General features: G+C 39.4%; 15 protein-coding genes, 1 tRNA gene and 1 pseudogene. 14 read left to right on the top strand and 3 right to left on the bottom strand.

The annotated features are described in order from the left end of the window. Window positions 1-87 precede the first annotated feature (87 nt). The 5 genes from B154_RS32490 (at window position 88) to B154_RS0116255 (ending at window position 8,335) form a co-directional block, all read left to right on the top strand. Window positions 88-4,617: an Ig-like domain-containing protein gene (locus tag B154_RS32490; RefSeq protein ID WP_018615328.1), complete on the top strand. Its 4,530-nt coding sequence runs from the start codon at window positions 88-90 to the stop codon at window positions 4,615-4,617. Window positions 4,618-5,126: 509 nt separating this feature from the next. Continuing rightward, a tRNA-Arg gene (locus B154_RS0116275) sits at window positions 5,127-5,203 on the top strand. A gap of 258 nt (window positions 5,204-5,461) precedes the next feature. Continuing rightward, on the top strand, window positions 5,462-6,694 hold the full coding sequence (locus B154_RS0116270; RefSeq protein WP_018615326.1) for a site-specific integrase: 1,233 nt from the start codon (window positions 5,462-5,464) through the stop codon (window positions 6,692-6,694). A gap of 210 nt (window positions 6,695-6,904) precedes the next feature. Beyond that, window positions 6,905-7,174, top strand: coding sequence for a cupin domain-containing protein (locus tag B154_RS0116265; protein WP_018615325.1), 270 nt, complete (start codon window positions 6,905-6,907; stop codon window positions 7,172-7,174). 687 nt (window positions 7,175-7,861) lie between these two features. Beyond that, window positions 7,862-8,335, top strand: coding sequence for a hypothetical protein (locus tag B154_RS0116255; protein ID WP_018615323.1), 474 nt, complete (start codon window positions 7,862-7,864; stop codon window positions 8,333-8,335). Here the strand turns inward: B154_RS0116255 and B154_RS30805 are convergent. Beyond that, entirely contained in the window at window positions 8,281-11,640 is a 3,360-nt protein-coding gene (locus B154_RS30805; RefSeq protein ID WP_018615322.1) for an NHL repeat-containing protein, read from the bottom strand. The genes B154_RS0116255 and B154_RS30805 overlap by 55 nt on opposite strands. Before the next feature lie 308 nt (window positions 11,641-11,948). Here B154_RS30805 and B154_RS30225 point away from each other — a divergent pair. The 7 genes and pseudogenes from B154_RS30225 (at window position 11,949) to B154_RS0116210 (ending at window position 15,770) form a co-directional block, all read left to right on the top strand. Continuing rightward, a pseudogene (locus B154_RS30225) lies at window positions 11,949-12,614 on the top strand (IS6 family transposase). Between the two features lie 342 nt (window positions 12,615-12,956). Beyond that, window positions 12,957-13,580, top strand: coding sequence for a hypothetical protein (locus tag B154_RS0116240; protein WP_083934977.1), 624 nt, complete (start codon window positions 12,957-12,959; stop codon window positions 13,578-13,580). Window positions 13,581-13,874: 294 nt separating this feature from the next. Then, window positions 13,875-14,021 carry a hypothetical protein gene (locus B154_RS32485; protein WP_018615318.1) on the top strand — a complete coding sequence of 49 codons (147 nt, stop codon included), beginning with the start codon at window positions 13,875-13,877 and terminating at the stop codon, window positions 14,019-14,021. A gap of 149 nt (window positions 14,022-14,170) precedes the next feature. Further along, the gene (locus tag B154_RS0116225; protein ID WP_018615317.1) at window positions 14,171-14,380 is read left to right on the top strand and encodes a DUF1016 N-terminal domain-containing protein; all 210 of its coding nucleotides are present in this window, start codon (window positions 14,171-14,173) and stop codon (window positions 14,378-14,380) included. 206 nt (window positions 14,381-14,586) lie between these two features. After that, window positions 14,587-15,135 (top strand): hypothetical protein, encoded by a 549-nt coding sequence (locus B154_RS28835; RefSeq protein ID WP_018615316.1) that lies wholly within the window; start codon window positions 14,587-14,589, stop codon window positions 15,133-15,135. Window positions 15,136-15,258: 123 nt separating this feature from the next. Beyond that, a complete protein-coding gene (locus B154_RS0116215) occupies window positions 15,259-15,540 on the top strand; it encodes a hypothetical protein (RefSeq protein ID WP_018615314.1) in 282 nt (93 codons plus the stop codon). Beyond that, a complete protein-coding gene (locus tag B154_RS0116210) occupies window positions 15,537-15,770 on the top strand; it encodes a hypothetical protein (RefSeq protein WP_018615313.1) in 234 nt (77 codons plus the stop codon). The genes B154_RS0116215 and B154_RS0116210 overlap by 4 nt, the downstream gene beginning before the upstream one ends. Before the next feature lie 40 nt (window positions 15,771-15,810). On the opposite strand, the gene B154_RS28830 is transcribed toward B154_RS0116210, so the two are convergent. Then, window positions 15,811-16,212, bottom strand: coding sequence for a DoxX family protein (locus B154_RS28830; RefSeq protein WP_018615312.1), 402 nt, complete (start codon window positions 16,210-16,212; stop codon window positions 15,811-15,813). A 277-nt stretch (window positions 16,213-16,489) separates the two neighbouring features. Here B154_RS28830 and B154_RS0116200 point away from each other — a divergent pair, with 277 nt between their 5' ends. Next, a complete protein-coding gene (locus B154_RS0116200) occupies window positions 16,490-16,837 on the top strand; it encodes a 5'-3' exonuclease H3TH domain-containing protein (protein ID WP_018615311.1) in 348 nt (115 codons plus the stop codon). Here B154_RS0116200 and B154_RS28825 read toward each other — a convergent pair. Continuing rightward, complete coding sequence (locus B154_RS28825) at window positions 16,808-17,638, bottom strand: alpha/beta hydrolase (protein WP_018615310.1); 831 nt, start codon at window positions 17,636-17,638, stop codon at window positions 16,808-16,810. The two genes, B154_RS0116200 and B154_RS28825, sit on opposite strands and share 30 nt — an antisense overlap. A gap of 440 nt (window positions 17,639-18,078) precedes the next feature. On the opposite strand from B154_RS28825, the gene B154_RS0116190 reads away from it, so the two are divergent. Continuing rightward, entirely contained in the window at window positions 18,079-19,497 is a 1,419-nt protein-coding gene (locus B154_RS0116190) for a carbohydrate-binding protein (protein ID WP_018615309.1), read from the top strand. Window positions 19,498-19,523 lie beyond the last annotated feature (26 nt).

The following is a 19,523-nucleotide window of genomic DNA, read 5'->3' as shown; positions in this document are numbered from 1 at the left end:
TCACATGATGGATATCATTAATGCGTATAGCGGGGAAGCATACTTTTGATTGAGTCTATAAATTATATAGACAGATAATCATCAGTTATGAAAAATTCTATTTTATTCATTACAATCATTTTTTCTTCTTTAAAACTTTGCTATACACAACCTACTGCACTTAACTCGTCACTTAAGAGTAATGAGTTTACCATAGTTACTTCGGAAGCCGCTTCTCCTTCCAGCTTGCCCAATGTCAACTACCACTTGACTGCAAGAGCCTGGAAGGCCCTGAATATTTCAAGAGATGCTTATCTAACCAAGGTTGAAGGGGTAGTTCGTGAGATTGCGAAACTGCAAAATTCGAGTGGAGCTATTATAGATTCATATGCTCATCGCGAAACTCAGTATTCTACGCCTTATTTCGCTTATGCTGTGGGTGCTTTGATATCAACAGGCCGGGCTGTGGATTTACTAAGTGCAGGAGTAGCAGCAATGAATAGTGCTACCTCTGATCTCGCAGGGGGAACTGCCTCGGTACCTGATGGCCACGGCGAATTTTTCATCGCCCCTCTTAGCAGTGCCATCACTTTTTATGCTCCTCATGTTTCTGCTGCTCAGTTGCAAATATGGAAAACAAGAATGGCGAAACCTATAGCAGGCATTCTTAGTGCGCGGACTCAGAATTGGAGAACGTATGCTATGAAAGGTGAATGGAGCCGGGCTGTAAATGGGTATGTAAATAAAGATACTGCCATTAATTGGATAGAAAATAGTTGGATTAATACTCAAAGATTTCGCTTCCTTAGTAATTTATGGAACTTTTATCACGACGATACCACAAATCCAAATACATGGGCCTATGAGTCCGTTGGAAGGAGTAATTTATTAGCCATGATTGCTGATGGATACAGCGGACCCTCCAGAAATGAAATGTTGACGTTATTAAAAAGGGGAACCCAATCCAGTCTTTTATTTCAAGAGCCCTCAGGCCAGATAGCCACGGGTGGCAGAAGTGGCGATCATACCTGGAATGATATACTATTAGCTAGCGGTTATGAAACAATGGCTGAAACGACGAATAAGGAAGGAAACGCTCGTTTAGCCGGCCAATATCGTCATGCTGCTGCTCTTGCATTTCAAAGTGTAGAAAGATGGAGACAGTCTAATGGAACTTACTTTGTGACTAAAAACCATTTTAACCCTGCAAGCAGGATAGGATATGCAACCTACAGCTATTTTAGTACCTACAATGGTAACATGATGTATCACATGGCAGAGAATTATCTGAGGCATAAAAGTTCAATAACAGAACAGCCAGCCCCTAATGAAATAGGTGGTTATACAATTGTAACAGATAATGAATTAGCAACAGCAGTCGCTAATGCAGGAGGAATGCACATGCAAGTAAGCCTAAGGGGGTCGAGTGGAGTACAATATGAACGATATTGGTCTACCCTGGGAGTTCTCCGTTTTTCTAGGCCCGGTTGGGATTCTCGCCTTGGCCCTTCAGATGGTGTAAGAGAAACAGTAAATAAATTGGGTGTTTCTTTTGCTCCTACCTTTTTAGAAAATGGCAACTGGTTGCGCCTCGCAAGTATACCGGAGCGTTATGAAGCTTTTTTTACAACCCAGTTTACTCACCCATTACTAGTCCGTTGCAGGGTAGTATATAAAGCTAAGAGTGGTAAAACAGGACCAACTTTTACCAATGATTTTATTATTACTCCAGATGGCATTCTCTCAACACTTACATCTACCAATACAAATTTTGGTATCACCTGGCCTATACTAACTTTTGATGGGGCCACCAACCTTAATACAAGTGTTACATCACATATTGCAAGTACTTCATTTCCGGGACAGGGAGATCAACAAAATTTTATTGCATTGCATTCTTCGCCGGCTATTACTGCCACAGATGCCGTTAATAGAAGTCCTTATGGTGACTTGCGACCTGTAAGAATGATTTCCGGGAGCACGAATAACGTGACATTTATTTATCCCCGCAGCGCTGCAGACCCTTCTGCAGAGACCGTAAGAAAGAGCTTTACGCGTGTAAGAGGTGATTTTTCAACAGTACTGGGAAGTGTAAAGGGAAATATTTATGTCGGAAGAACAGCAGCAGGAGGAGTTGGAACATCTATAGATATAAATAATGATGGAAAGCCGGAAGCTACTTTCAATATTTCCAACGGGTTTGTTATGCAATTAGCAGTTGGTGAAATAAAAAAAATTGAAACTGACAGAGATGTAACCGCAGTAATCTATGGAAAAACTCTTAACCTCAAAGCTTATACTCCGGTGTCTGTCACTAACCCTGCAACAGTGAATATCGCCAAAGTAATTGCAAGTTCAGATGATGGCAATGTTGCTTCCAATACTTTAGATAAGGATTATAATACCCGCTGGTCTGCGTTAGGAAACAACCAATGGATAAGATATTTTTTTGATCCGATAACAACGGTTAATACAATAAACATTGCCTGGTATAAAGGCAATGAAAGACAATATTCGTTTGATATTCAAACATCTGTAGACAGTGTTCATTGGACAACCGTTTTTACCGGCAAGAGTAGCGGTAAAACAACAGCTTTTGAAACATATAGTATAACCGCCACCCCTGCCCGTTATGTAAGAGTGGTAGGTCATGGTAATAATCTAAACTCATGGAATGCTGTTACAGAAGTAGAAATCTTAAAAGATACAGCACAAACAACGTTTGACCCGAAGATGGCTTTGAATAACGTGATGGGGCATTTGGAGCGAGCGCAACAATTTGCTAATAAAACTTCATATCCACGTTCTACAAACCCTGACGGAACCATTAAAAGGGTTACTGCAAGTGACTGGACAAGTGGGTTTTTCCCGGGATCGCTGTGGCTAATGTACGAAAATACCAGGAACGAAATCTGGAGAACAAGAGCAGAGCAATGGACAGCAGGACTGACCAGCCAGCAATATAATACTTCAACTCATGATGTTGGATTTATACTCTATTCGAGTTTTGGCGCAGGATACAGGTTGACAGGCAACGAAAAATACAAAGCAATCTTGCTGCAGGGAGCAAAATCTTTAGCTTCCCGTTATAATCCTAAAGTCGGCTGTATAAAATCGTGGAATAATTATCATTTCCCGGTAATTATAGACAATATGATGAATCTTGAAATCTTGTTTTGGGCTACCAGGGTTAGTGGAGATTTCTCTTATTATAGAATTGCAGTAAACCATGCGCTGACAACTATGGCTAATCATTTCAGACCCGACAATAGTTCTTATCACCTGGTAGATTATGATCCATCTACCGGAAAAGTGCTTTCTAAAATTACTGTTCAGGGGTTAAATGATTCGTCAGACTGGGCACGGGGACAGGCTTGGGGCTTGTATGGCTTTACGATGTGTTACCGTGAAACAAAAGACATCAGGTTTCTTAACATGGCTAAGAAAATAGCTGATTTCTACACTTCGCATCCTAAAATGCCTAAAGATTTAGTTCCCTTTTGGGATTTTGATGCCTCTGACTATCGTGATGTATCTGCTGCATCTATTGCAAGCTCCGCTTTACTAGAACTGAGCCAGTACGTGCCGGAAAAACAAACTGCTTATTATAATTATGGCATAAATATTCTAAAATCGATTTCTTCATCAGCTTACACTGCTTCCATTGGGACTAATAATGACTTTGTATTGAAACATGGAGTAGGAAGCAAACCTAAAAATTACGAGGTGAATTCTCCTCTTTGCTATGCAGATTACTATTTCTTACAGGCCTTACTTCGGTATAAAAAACCAGCACCAATGCTTACAGCAGCGAGCGGAAACGGGCAAATAATTTTAAAATGGGATTCTTCTACAGGAGCAACTTTTTACAGCATCGAAAGAAGTACGGTGAGAGGGGGGCCATATACGGTTATTGGCTCTAAAATCACTACAACCAGCTTTGTTAACGCTGGCCTAAATCCTGGCAAAATTTACTATTACAGAGTAACATCGTGGAATGAAGTTGGACAAGGGGAAACGTCAGGCGAGGCTAGTGCAACAACCAATGCTCCTCCAATAGTTAGCATTATAAGTCCTGCTAATAATGCCACTTATACTGCGCCTGCAATTATCACTATAAATGTCCGTTCGGAAGATAAGGATGGTGCAATCAGGAATGTTAAGTTTTATAATGGTACAACGTATATTAAATCTGTTGCTACAAATCCTTATACGTATACCCTTAATGATTTAGCAGCAGGCAATTACTCCTTTACTGCTAAAGCAACTGATAACGCTGGCGCTGAAACTATATCTGCAACGCTTACAATAAAAGTAATGCCCGCAAATACAACACCAGTAAATAGAAAGCCTATCAATTTGGACGGCCAAAGTGTTATTAGTAATACTGCCGGTATAACACTTGCTCCTAATCCCGCAAATAATACTATAAACATTTATACAGGAAGTTTGCAACAAAATAAGCCTCTAACTCTATTAATTATATCAACCTCGGGAGTTTTGCTTCAAACTATTCAATCAAACAATTCACCTGCAAGAGTTATACAGCTTGACGTATCATCAGTAACAAGCGGAGTATATACAATAAAAATAATGAGTGGAGATAAGGTTGTGTATAAGCGATTTGTAAAATTGTGACCGTTTCAGCAATCTTTTTCATAAATCTTTAAGTCTTATCATTGATTTACATAAGATATTGGTAATGGTCTGGGATTTCTATCTCAGCCATTTTCTTTTGATGATCTGGATATATCCCATTTGGCGGAATTGTAAAAAACAACTGCACAGTTAGAAAGTGATTTATAATAAGATTGTTACAAGCGATAAAACAAGTTTAGATATCCGCAGCTAAAAGATAAATGCGTTGCTGATTTAGAAAACCCTACTAAATTAAAGAGTAGTCGTTGGTTGGTAGCAGCGGATCTGCGGGAAGTTTGTATGGAGACGAGGAATGCGAAAAAAATCACATTACAACTGTTTATATTTTTATGAGTGATCCGCTCATACACATTTGTTATTACTCTTATATAAATATTAAAATAAGAAATGTAAAAAAGGTTAGTAGATTTTTTAAAAACGTTTTTGGTTGAGAAGGAATAACCTGTATATTTGCAGCCCAAATCCTGATAACAACAGGGATAATTTTTGGCTGCGTAGCTCAACTGAATAGAGCATCTGACTACGGATCAGAAGGTTTAAGGTTTGAATCCTTACGCGGTCACCAGATAGCAATTCAAAACATATTAAAAGCCAGCTAAATCATTGATGTGCTGGCTTTTGTGTTTTTAGCCGTGTCAAAACTATTCAAATAATATCAAACTGCTGGTGCCCTATTCGGATACCTATTTCTAAAAATTAAATTTAGGTATCGAATCGCACTCAAAATCTTACCAGCAGTGCGTTTCAGCTTATTAAATTCAAAACTTTTAAAGCGTCTTTTTTAATCGTTTTTGACTAAAAAAGATACCAAAAATTGAAACGTATGATACAGAAACACACATTTTCGCTACTCTCTTATCTAAGACGAGACAAAGCGAACAAGGATGGCCAAGCCCCGGTTTATTTACGAATAACACTTGATGGCAAACGAGCGGAGCTTTCTACCAAAACGTTTGTAGATCCTCTCAAATGGAATGCAGCTAAGGGCAGAGTAAAAAGTCCCTTTCAAGAGAGTAAAAGACTTAATCAAACAATTGAAACATTTGAGCATCGTGCAAGAGAAGTTTACAACGGATTGATTGAAAAAGGCAAAATCCTGAGTGCAGACGATATTAAAAATGAATTGTTAGGTTCCTTGCACAAGCAAAGAACGCTTGTTTTATCTTTTTCAGAATACCTGGCGGAAATGGAGGCAAGAGTTAATATAGATTTCTCAATTGGAACCATTAAAAACTGGAGAGTGACTTTAGGGCATTTAAAAGAATTCCTGGTAAAAAAATATCGGCGTTTAGATATTTCTTTTAAAGAATTAGACGAAAACTTTTTAAGGGAGTTTGATAGCTATGCACGAAGAAACTGGGGATGTGGTACAAATGCTATCATCAAACATATTCAACGAATTAGAAAAATTGCAACAAGAGCGGTAAGTAAAAACTGGCTTGACAAAGACCCATTTATAGCATTTGAGGCAACAGCGGAAAAGACCCACAGAACTTTTCTAAGGCCGGTAGAATTGGATGCTATTGAAAAGAAAATTTTTGAATTAGAGCGGCTTGAAAAAGTGAAGGATATTTTTATTTTTTCTTGTTATACCGGCTTAGCATATGTTGACGTAGAAAAACTGACTCCTGATAATTTAGTAGTTGGGATTGACGGTAAAAAATGGATTTATACTTTCCGCGAAAAGACAAATGAAAAATCGAACATTCCCTTGTTACCAAAAGCCCTTCAAATTATTGAAAAGTATAAAAACGATCAGCAAAGTATAAACAGAGGTAAACTTCTGCCTGTTATCAGTAATATTAAAACTAATGCTTATTTAAAAGAAATTGCTGATGTATGTGGAATTAGGAAAAATCTTACATTTCATATGGCTCGCCATACGTTTGCTACAACGATAACGCTTACTAATGGCGTACCAATAGAAACGGTAAGCAATATGTTAGGTCATTCAAAAATTACAACCACTCAAATTTATGCGAAGGTGCTTGAGAATAAAGTGAGCGCGGATATGGGTACGTTAGAGCGTAAGTTGTCTGGCTTATCATACGAGTAAGGGACGGCTGGTGTGTAACAACTTTGATAAATTAAGTAACGGTAGATGTAATAGAACATGCGGTGCGAACTATGTTACAAAATGCATTGTTCCCCCTGATCAAACAATTATCAGAGCAAATAGTAGATCGCCACATACTAATTAACCAGCCTGACCAGGTTATCATTATATGTCATACCGCCAAGGAAAAAAGATATTATTGACGGAGCTGTGCAACTAGGGGAAGGCACCTTAACCTTAGATGAAGACACTATTAAGGTAAATACCGGAGATGTCGTTTTTGTTCCTAGGGACACTTGGCATGGGTTGGACAATACCGGCAACGAAAATCTGCAAATGGTTTTCCAGTATTCACCGGCCGGTTTCGAAGAATATTTTATAGAGAATGGTACGCTCACTGGAATGGCAACTAAGGAAAGAACGGCGGAAGAATATGCAGCAACAGAGAAAAAGTATGGAATGATTTATAAAGACAAATAAACAATAGCTCGAACGCACAACATAGCGTTTGTAAAAGAGCTGAAGTGCTAAATTGAACAGCAAAACTTTAATAAACTGCAAAGCGAGAGTGAAACTGACGAATTCCAAATGCCACTCCTTCACAAACGCGTTTACCGTTATGCGCAACCTGAATTCAAACAGGTTCTAATGGCGGAGGGCTTGAATCGGCTAAAATTTAAATCTCTTTTGTGAACGAGAAGACAAATCTGACTGTGATAAGAGCTTAAAAACGATTCGAGAAAACCAATGATGTACATTCTAAAGATTAATAAGTTTATATTTTACTTATACTCTCTTGTAACACTTGTTATTATTATTCTGCTAAACCTACAAAAAATATCATATGGCGCAGACTCTACAGATTCCATTATGACTATCATATTTTTATTAATTGGATTTGGAGTAATGCTCTTGCAATGGTTATTTGCGAAGACAAAAAAGGTTTTGAAGATTGTACTTCTGTTAATAGCAGCAACAGTATTGCCTTAACAAAGGAGTAAAGTTTGTAGGAACTGAATATCAGCAAAAGTATCCTGATTTGAAGGTGGGGACCGATATACAGGTTGATGATAATAGATACATTGTCATCGAACCTGCGTCATCCCGGGCAATTTCTCGAGAAGCATTACCTTGATCCAATTCCTTTACAACAAGTTCAATTATCTAATGGTGCGCTCGCGCAAAACCCAGGGTGGTCAGCAATTGTTGAATAAAAATTATCAATATAAGATTGATGGCAAGTTAAAGGGGGATATGAATGGAGCCCGGCAATCCTTCGAATCAATTACAGAGAAATGGCTTCAGATACATCCACAGGTAGTTGTCGAAAGAGACAAAGTGCTTCGTAACCTTGGTATGCAAACCATTCCTGAACGGGAACAATGGTTGTCAAAAGTTGCTGCCTTGAAAGATGAATGGATAATTGAAAGAAGCGTGCAATTGCTAATTGATAAGGGTGAAGTGCAGAAAGCCAAAGATGTATTATTATCAACATATTTTCAAAAAGTGCATCAAACCTACGCGCGAACAGGACTGTGGAAACAAATTACAGAGAAGTTAAATATTCCTTTCATTCCTATACCGGCTCAATTGGGAGAAGATCGGTTGGCTAATTTCGGAGCGTACCGCGAATATGAATAATGATTTAACCATCTATTATTGTCATTGAATAAATACGTTGGTGTCCGTTCAGAAAAAAAATTAACTGGTTTGTTTAACTCCATGCCACTTGCTGCTGCCCCATTCATTTTTTTCATTCCTCCATTCTCCGTGATGGCTGACTGCATTACTGTAAAGTGTACAGTAAGAGATTGTCCCTTTTCGCCTTTCCCATTGCTTTGACTATAAGGAGTAGCAGTGAGGGTATGACTACCCAAGGTTAAAGTCATTGGGAAATAATTGCCGGCTATATCTCCACCTAAAGCATAAGGAGGTCCGTTCTCTATATGAGTCTTTCCGTCTAGATTTAACATTACACTTCCAACTTGATGAGGACGCACATTTGCCCTGATATTAACATTTGGGGTCGGAAGGGTATTAAGATCGATGATAGCACCGTCATGAATGGTCTGATAGGCGGAAATGTCTTCTTCATTATCTGCATTGACAAGGGTAAAGCTGCTAACAAGGAAAGGAGTAACTTCAAAGTGTATGGTGAGCGGTGTGCCAGCTACTCCATTAAGATACGGGGTAGCAGTGAGAGTATAATTACCAGCAGCAGGGGTCCAATTGTTGTAATTCCCCCTGTCATCATTGAACAATGCATACGGGGATGCGTTTTCGGTATGCTGCCGTTCTTCTATTCCGATAAGAGTAAAATTTACACTATCTACTTTATAAGGAGTGGTATTAGCCCTAACATTTAGATGAAGAGTGTAGAGGGAAGCTAAATTGATAGTTAACCCGTCTTTAAGTTCCTCGATGTCTTTATCATTTCCTGCGTCAATCAAAGTGTAAGTATTGATAAGAGAAGAAGGAGTTGCCTCTAGGTTATATGCTGCTATCAAGCCTCGTTGATTTCTTGGTAGTCCATTTGTACAAGGTCCTCCTACATACGCCCTTTTTTTGTTACTTATAAGAGTAGTAACCTCAAAATTATCAACTGAAAATTTGGTAGTAATTTTTCCATAATTGCCAAAACTACTATCTAAGGAGCCATTAGGATTGTAACGAGCGAGAGTAACGGCTTTATTGCTTATACCAGCCACCGTCATCTTTCCATCATTTTGAAGAGCCAAAGAATTGGTAGCCTTTATAAATCCAACCTTTCCTGCTAACTCGGTAATTAATTTTCCGTCTTTCCCAAACGTACGATCTAGAGAACCGTCTGTATTATAACTAGCAAGGGCGTAACTATAATTATGAGATCTGAAATCATAAACATAGCCTCCCTGTACTATTTTGCCATTTGTCTGAATGGCGAGGGAGAAAGCACCGTCATTACTTACTCCAAAATCAGTAACCGACTTACCGCCGTTCCCAAAAGCCTTATCAAGAGATCCATCAGGATTATAGCGGGCAAGCACAAAATCCCCATAGGTGCTATCAAAGTAAACGTTTCCTCCTACCACAAGTTTGCCATCGTCTTGAATTGCTATTGAAGTGGCAGAAGAGCTACCTCCTCCAAAATCAGTAATTACCTTGCCATTGTTACCAAAGGTATTATCTAAAGAACCATCCTTATTGTAACGAACAAGAGTAAACTTGCCTTCATAGCCCGTATATCCTGCCACTATTAGTTTTCCATCCCCTTGAATAGCTATTGCAAAAGCAATATCTGTGTATCCAAAATCAGTAAGAACCTTACCAGTAATGCCAAAACTACTATCTAAGGAGCCATCGGGATTATAGCGGACAAGAGCAATATCAGCACCAGTCTGAGTATTTGGATTACGACTGCCTACTACTACTATTTTACCATCTTCCTGTATAGCTGCATAAGTAACATTGCCATCACCTCCAATGTCAGTAACGACCTTGCCTCCCTTTCCAAAAGAAGAATCTAAGGAGCCATCAAAATTGTAACGGGCAAGGGCAAAATCAGAATATTCGCTATGGGGAGTTTGACTATTTCCTGCTACTACCAGTTTCCCATCTTTTTGATTGGCTAAAATTTTAATTGTAAAGATACCTGTTGGGTAATAACTAATTAGCTTTCCGTTATTTCCAAATGTAGTATCTAAAGTGCCATTAGCAAGGTAGCGCGCAAGGGCTAAATCAGAGTTGATATTATAGGCAGTATCTGTTGGATTATAGGCAGTACCTATGGCAACTATTTTTCCATCCTTCTGAATAGCGAGGGAATTTGCAGCATCGGCATTACTTAGAAAATCAGTACTTACTTTACCGTCTGTACCGAAAGTGTTATCTAATGTTCCATCATAATTAAAACGAGCGAACATAAAGTTAGTGTGGGGATTGTCAGGCAGGTCGGCCCCCATTGCCACTAGTATTTTTGCGTCTTTTGCAATAGCAATAGAACTAGCTCTATCAATAGATCCAAAATCTTCTATTACTTTGCCGCCTTTTCCAAAGGAGTCATCCAGAGAACCGTCGCTATTATACCGAGCCAAAATGAGATTGCGGTTTACATGATCCAGATCCTCATTGCCTCCTGCTACTACTAGTTTTTCATCATCTTCTATGACAACAGCGCTAGCCCAGCCAAAACCTCCAAAATCCGTCGTCACCTGACCCTTATTCCCAAAGCTGGAATCAAGCGAACCGTTTGGATTGTACCGAGCTAATACAAAATCAGAACCGCTTATATCAGGTTCTTCTTTAGACCCTGCCACTACTAGTTTTTCATTATCTTGAATGACAGTCCCGGAAGCCCAACTTGAGCCTCCTAAATCTGTTATCACCTTGCCGCCATTTCCAAAACTTTTATCCCGGGAGCCATTACGATTGTAACGAGCCAATGCAAAACACGTCTTATAATTATTACTCGCATCTTGAGTCCAACCGGTTACTACTATTTTTCCATCGCCTTGAATAGCTATTGAAGTAGAGCGATCAAAACCTCCAAAATTTGTGCTTACTTTTCCACCAGTTCCGAAGCCAAGATCTAAAGTGCCATTAGCATAATAGCGAGCAACATCAAAAGATTCTCCAAGCACTACTATTTTCCCATTAGTTTGCTGTATTGCTGTTATCGGATTTATCCGAAAGGGCTCAGAAAAACCTTCTGAACCAAAGGTTTTGTCTAAAATTCCGGTAGAATTATAACGGGCCATTAGAGTATAGCCGTTCTGCATAAATATCACGATATAACTACCGTCAGTTTGCAACAACACTTGTCTGCCGTTTTCACTTTCATAGTTACCTCTTCGAAAATCAAGGTAAGTGCGCCCTTTATTACCGAACGAGCGATCAAGAAAGCGATCCTGTCCAAAACTACCTAGTAAAGCAAGTAAGCTTGTAAGAAGCAAAAACTGCCGTTTCATATATTAAGAATATTAGTGAATGATTTGAGTGAAGAAGCAGGAGAACACTCCGGTTCAGCATTCCCGTTAAATCTCGAACTACTTTCTTTTTCCTGGCCAACTCCGTTAAAAGACAGTGGTTCGTAGAAGTGATTTAATCAAAGAAAGCTATTAAGCTATTAACAGGATTGCCAAGAATGGAAAATTATAACCAAGTTCTGGCGAAGAAGTTAATTGCGAAAGGACGACGGTTAACTGACTGTATGACTTATATCAGCAAAATCGGGTCCTGTCGCAACTGTGATTTGTATATTTAGTTGTAAGCAGATTTGTGTGATGTTAAGGGTCATAGTTTCCCTAAAAATGTTATTCTACAAGCGGTATATTTTAAATTAAGATTCAGTTTAAGTTATCACGATGTGGAAGAGTTATTATCTATTAGAGGAGTAAGGGTAGATCATGCTACAATACAAAGATGGGTATATAAGTTTACTCGATTGATTGAAGTTGAATTAAAAAAGAAGAAAATTGGTTGGTAATAGCTGGAGGATGGATGAAACTTATATTAAGGTGAAAGGAGAGTGGATGTAGTTGTATAGAGCTGTTGATAAGGAAGGAAAGACAGTTGATTTTCTATTAACCAGGAGAAGAAGTAAACTGGCAGCACATAAATTCCACGGAAACCAATTAGTAATAATGGCTGTCCCAAAGTGGTTAATATCGATAAGAGTGTAGCTAATAAGGAGGCTATCAAAACTTACAATAAGAGGCGTTTAAAGAAAATCAAAATCCAGCAGAACAAGTATTTAAATAATAGGGTAGAGGCAGATCATCGATTTATACAATGGCGAAGGTTTTTAGTATTAGGATTCAAAAATTTCGAATCAGCACAAAGGACATTGGTAGGTATAGAAATGATAAGGATGATTAAGAAGGAACAAGTAACTTTTCCTAGGTGTACTTATTTCAAAACATTTTGTTCTCGGGCAGCATAATTATCAGGGAAAAGGATAATACATACTTTTATTTTTACAGACGCGACAAAGCCAATTTTAGTAACATCTAGGTTGCCAATTATTTACTTAGTCTCAAATCTTCCTTTTCCACCCACAAATCGACGGTAAAGTTTGAGTTAATTTATAAAATTATTCAATGACTTTTATCTATAAGTAATGATTACCAACTCATGATTTGGCTACTTACCCTGTATAGATTATAGCAGTAAATTCATTATGACAGCAATCATTTTTTAGTATTACCCCCATCATTGCCGTTATTGTTTTCAACTTTTAGGTTTGTACTACAATTCAATATTTAACTCTTATACTGCATTTTTTATGAAAAAGACAATTTTAGCAACTATGGTAGTTTGTTCTTCGATAACTGTTTTTTCTCAAAGTACTCCCTCAAAAGTTAGCCACGATGGGTTTTATTTATCAATGGCCGCAGGGCCCGCTTTTGGCAACATCAACGGGGATGATAATACCGGGAAGGATTATAAGGTTAAAGGTGAAGCATTCGGCCTGGATGTGCAGATTGGCGGAGCCATAAAACCTAACCTTATATTGCATGCCACACTTCAAAACAAAACATTAGTCGGCCCTAAAATAAATGGGGTAAAAATGGATAATGATCACACTTTCCAGGAATTGTTTTACGGTGCAGGACTTACAAAATATACCGCTGATAACTTCTTTTTTACAGGAAATGTAGGATTAGGAAATTTTTTGCAAACAGAATCTGCCAATAATTCTAATTCTGGCGGAACAACAACTGATCCTGGTTTTTCCTTCAATATTAAAGCAGGGAAAGAGTGGATGGTGTCTAAAAAATGGGGACTCGGAGGGGCTTTATTTTATGGCAGAACCTCCTTAAAAAATTCAGGCGCAGGATATTCGGAAAAGTGGAACAGTAACAGGTTTGGCCTTTATTTCCAGGCAACATTATGTAGATCAAAATAATAAAATAAACCTTTAATAAAGCAAACCTTTAGTTAGGTGTATCGGCCTGGTTTTCCTGCTGTAACGCTGTTCCCATCATTGCTTGGATTGAAGGAGGAGGCCAACAATTCTTACTGAAGACCTAGCGGCCGAATGGATAAGCGCCGGGCTTTCAGAAGACGTATCACAAATCGCTACCTACCAAACTGCCATGTAAAGAAATGCACGCACACAGCCTGCAGAAAGATTTTATGAAGTCAGAAGATCCGTTGAAAGAAACCACTTATTCTTATATAAACGCACTAGTTTTCGAAGATGCGGTTTAAGATCAGTTTAAACTTTGACGGCAAGTTTTACGAAATGCAGGTAAAGCAAGTATACCAAGGTGATACTATTGACCCGCTCGAGGTGTCGGGAGGTGGCAAGGTGGTAGTAGTTCACACGAACAACCATTATTTTTAAAAAAATTAACTCACGCACAAGTGCTGATTGGAAAATCATTAGCGGTGAAGTAAGAAACGGAGTAGGTTTTGCGCTGGCAATACGCGAGATAGAAAGGCACTTCAAAAACGAAGAACAGGATAAAGGGTAATTATAATTACTAATACTCAATGATGAAAGAAGTGCAATCGTACAAAGCTTTGGTTGGCGAGATAGGGGCGTTGCTGTTGGATGCAAGAAAGAATGCCCGCAGGGCAGTGAATACTATTTTAGTAAACACTGACTGGCAATTGGAAAACATATTATTGAATTTGAACAGGGTGGAAAAGAAAAAGCGACATACGCCGCAGAACTACTGGAGCGTTTGTCAAAAGAGCTGACGCTACCATATACCAAGGTTTGAGCCGCTCTAATCTTTTCCTGATTCGGCAGTTCTATCTCAAATTCCCAAAAATCCGGACACTGTCTGGAAATTATCCTGGAGCCACTATGCAGATATCCTAAAACCGGACAAAGGACTGGAATAAGTTTCTACGTGCGACAATGCGAAAAAGAAAACTGGAGTGTACGAGAATTAAAACGCCAGATGAAGGGCATGCTTTTTCACCACTTGGCCTTAAGCAAGGATAAAGAAGGTATTTTGAAAATAGCCGAAAAGGGCATAGAGATGCAAAAACCAGAAGACATCATCAAAGACCCCTACGTGTTTGAATTTTTAGGCATACCCAGAAAAGCACTTCAGTATTTTGGTCACAATGTAGAAACACTACAAGTAGGCGTACATATACATTCGTTTTTTGGCGAGAATAGCAGGCAAATTGAAGACGAGTACTATCCAACCTATGCAGCTCAGATGAACCGCATTGGCAAGCAGAGGGGAGGGCCAGCATACACAAAGCAACAGTTTGAACAAGGGCGTTCATCACAAGGCCATCTCATTATTGGCGATGCTAATGAAGCTGTCGATAAAATACTTCACATGCAAGAGATGTTTGGCCTCACCCGCTTTTCCGCCCAGATGGATGTTGGTGGACCATCACATGAATCAATGATGAAATCTATTGAAATCTTTGGGACGAAGATTGCACCTAAGGTGAGAGAAGCTTTGGGAATTAGGGCAACAGAGCAAGTTTAAGGGACGGATTTTGTTTTGGGAAGTAAAGAACACTAATTTGCATTTATTATAATTCAGGGACAAGATTTGAAATAAGTAGTCAAGACGCAAAAACTATTTCCCCAACAGCTTAACATTAATACTATGGATGAATACTTATGCATTAATGATGTTTTTACAGCTGAGCAAAAGCGTGGATTTGAAAATTTGCCGGTAAAGGGTGAAACTTACACTTTGAAAGAAGAGGTTAAATCTACTATTGATAATAAGATAGGTTTAGTATTTTACGAGCTTCCAAACCCTAGCCACCCAAACGCACAAGAGTATTCTTTTAGACCAAGTAGATTTGTGAAAGTTGATAAAACAAAACGACAAACTGAATTAGTTGAAGAAAAGGAACTTGTCTATGTTGAAAAGAGCAAATGACTTTAAGGCAGACCATAATGTTTATTCCAAAAGGTGAAACCGAAGTTGTAAAAATTGAAATCTATGTTTACGAGGATAGTTCAGGCGACAACGGCTTTTGGAACATAGATACAAATAAGGTAGCATTAACGCCTTCACTTTATTCTCAATTCCGAAGCCTTGATACTCAGGCAGCACAAGGAAAGTTTTTTAACCAGCTAAGAAAAGTTAGTTCAACGTCGTTAAGCTAGAGTTTTCAATTTAGTAGAAGCGCTGCGTTCTGCTATATCATTACCTGCCATTCATTGCAAGTTGTCTGCCGCTCATTCTCCTATGCCAGAAGTAATAAGACAAAGTTCCTGGTAGTATCCATATTGCCATTGTAAGCATCATTGGGTCAAACTTACCTGAAGAAGCAATGCCAGAATAAATAGCACCAGCAAGGTCAAAAAACAAACCTGCGTATGCCCATTCTTTTATTCTGTCTAAATTTGGAATTAGTATAACCATAGAACCAATCAACTTTGCAACGCTGAGAAATTGTATAAAATAAACCGGATAACCGAGGAAGTCGTGCATTAATTGAATTGCCTGTTGCGAAGGTTTAATACCGCCAACAGCAGAGAATATCATTAACGCTGCGAAAAGGATAGTACATATCCAATAAGTAAGGTTTGTAGATTTTGTTGTCATTGTTTTGGCTAATTTTAAAATTGTCGTGTAATTTGTTTTACCAATTTAGTACATGTAGTACCTATCACAAAAATAATCGTGCAAATAAGAATTGTATAGGTGGCATTACGACATCTTAAGGTATAAATGCGACAAGTAAAAGCAAGGAGTAGCTACATTTTGCTGTGCCGTCATTGAAGTTTTTTTAGGCTTTAAAGAAAGGCACCATTCAAAAGAAATACTGGTTGACAACTATGCAGAACTACCTGCCCATTGTTACCATTTAATTGAACTTGGTATGCCTTATATTACATGGTACCAGGTTCAAAAAGAAAACTTTGCTAAAGCGATAAGAGATGCAGGCGCTGTTTTCAATAAATTTGGTGTTACACCTGTACTCAATCCCGATTATCTTGCCCTTGTTGGCGATAGCACGGATGGATATCCCAGCATCTCGGGTGTTGGCAAGCGGAGTGCAACCAGGCTGTTGAACAGATATGGGCCAATCGAAAATTTCCCGCCAGAGGTACTGGGACAACAACGTGAAAAAGCATTGCTGTTCAAACGCCTTGCTACGTTGAGAATGGATGAACCGGTATTCACCGATGTTAATGAGCTAAAATGGCGGTTTGTTTGCGTTAGGTGACCACGATCTTGCGCATGCAGCGATCACCCTGCGGTAATATGTCTTATCCAAGGCATCTTTTGATTTGATAGCAGCAAGTTGTTTATAGGAATCTCTGTTGGGTCCAAACTCCTTTAAAAAAGCAAGCAAATCCGGACTCAAGGCATATACACAACTGAACACATCCGGATAGAGCATGGCAATTTTTAACGCGCCGTATCCACCCATTGAATGGCCCCCAATTGCACGTGCGTCGCGAGTTGCGATTGTTCTGAAATTTTTATCCATATAGGCAACCAGTTCTTTAGCTTCAAACTCACTCCAGTTGCCGGTGAGGGAAGAATTACTGTAAAAGCTCCCTGAGTATAAAGTGTTATTGTCTGCGATGACCAATATGTAAGGTCCGATTTTACTTTTTGCAATTGACATGTCGAGAATGCTTTTCATATTGGTCGCAATACTGTCTGTACCCATAAAACCATGCAGGTAATAGATGACAGGATAACGGTGCTTTGAGTTTGCATAACCTGCAGGAAGATAAACCGAAATAGCCCTGTCAGGATTTTCGCCGCCCTTGTTTTGCAGATAAACTGAATGGATAATGCTTGTAACAACAGAGCCGGTAGTAGTTTGGGCAACAGTGATGTTAATAAAGATCAGTACACATACAACAGAAAATATTGTTTTCACATCACGAGCACTATACAATAAATGAAAGATACTTATTAACTGTTCAGCAACCTCCGGCGTTAGTAAAAATATGAAAAGAAAGAGTAAGTAGTCCGCAGATTTTATAGCTGCGCCCGATAGGGAAGCTTCCACTAAGAAGGACCTTAATTTAATATCAACATCTGCAAGACCGTTAAAGTCATTCGTTCAGCTACGGGAGAAGAACGTACCCTCACTGAGGGAATTAAATGGTATGACTGTATTTGAAACAGTGAAGACTAAACATTACAGCAACAAATGTGAAGGACTAAACAGAGCAAAAGCCATGCAAGTTTTGTCCAGTTAATCCCGGACGTTCTAACTTATGTGCGGGTAGTCTTATTCCTGCAAGGTCTTTAGGTGCCCTAATTAGACAAAAATTCCCCCTTTTCACTTGCAATTGCAAGGTAAAATTTGTATTTTACTACTGGTAATTCTCCTGAATATTCATTCGTTTCCAATGCTTTCCTTATCCTTGTTTGTATCAAGTTTCGGACTCCTGTTAATATACAGAATGTTAACACAAATTTTTCTTAATGAGAAATCTAAACACAATGAAACATTTACATAATATATCTGCTTATGGCAGCTATTGCTTTTTTCGGTTAAGACTTTTTACATGTTTCCTTGTTGCTGCTATTTTGTTTACCGGTTGCAAAAAGGAATTAGGTTACTCCTACGAAAAGAGCGGCAGAAAAAGCACCAATTTAGTTACCGCCGCTTTAACTCAATCCGAAATTCTTGAAGCGGAACTGGCTGTTTTAAGTGGAGCAGTAAAAGCGTCCGGTCAAACTGGTTATACAGGCTCCGGGTACGCTGATTTCGTAAATACTACTGGTGATTTTATCGAATTCACAGTTAATACTTCTGCTGCCGGTCCTTTTTTGCTAAAATTCAGGTTTGCAAATGGAGCAACGACTGATCGGCCTTTGCAACTGAAAATAAATGGAGCCGTAGTTGCAACTACGCTTGCCTTTCCTCCAACTGGCGCCTGGTCAACATGGGCTCTTTCTTCGACATATGCAAACTTAATTAGCGGAGCAAACAAAATACGACTCACTACTATTGGTTATAACGGACCCAACGTCGATAACCTTAACTTTAGTAGTAATGGTTTAAAGCACCTTCTTTACATGGTAGACAATGGCTTCAACCAACTCATCTTTCTTAATCAAAAGGACCCTTCCAAAAACTGGAAAATTTCTATTCCTACTGGTTCCCGAGACTTGCAGTTGGTCGCAAACAACAAGATATTGGTCAGCCATGGCAACGGCGCGGCGGAATACGACCGCACTACTGGTGCCAGGGGTTGGTCCATCAGTACATATTCTGGGGTTTCCACCGCGCAGCGATTGCGTAACGGTAACACATTGTTGGGCTGGTCAAGGGTGGCTTCTGGCAGTACTCCTGCCAAAGTGGTACTATCCGAAGTGACCAGCGCAGGGCGGGAAGTCGCAAGGGTGACTATAAATAATATTACAACCTTTCGTCTTGCTCGCCGGTTACCTAATGGCCACACATTGATCACGGGCGACTTTAACAACGACTTAAAGTATAAAGTGTTCGAGGTCGATGGGGCTGGCACGGTTGTGTGGCAGCAGTTGCTTTACGGTGGTAAGGGCTACGTCGCCAACCGCCTTACCAATGGCAACACGCGAGCAACGATGTGCCCTGTTGGCAACTTGTACCAGCCGGGGAAGGATGACAACAAGCTGCTGGAGTTCGGTTCGACCGGCGCGGTTGTCAAATACTGGGGCGGCATGACTAAACACCCGGCAGCGCGACTGCGAAAGTTTTCAGGCTATAGCGTTGTTCCTGCTAACGGCAATATCCTCATTGCTAATTGGCTTGGTGACGGCAATACTGGCACAGGTCCTCATGCTGTAGAATTCGATGCCTACAATCGCCTGGTTTGGTCTTGGACGGACTTTTCGTACGCCCAAACCGTTACCAACGTTCTTGTAATTGAGTAGGGCTTAAGGACCTAATGATGAGTATG

The sequence above is a fragment of the Segetibacter koreensis DSM 18137 genome, assembly GCF_000374045.1.
In the GTDB taxonomy this organism is placed as follows: domain Bacteria; phylum Bacteroidota; class Bacteroidia; order Chitinophagales; family Chitinophagaceae; genus Segetibacter; species Segetibacter koreensis.
Note: the sequence above shows the minus strand (reverse complement) of the source record. Positions and strands in the feature narration are given on the sequence as shown.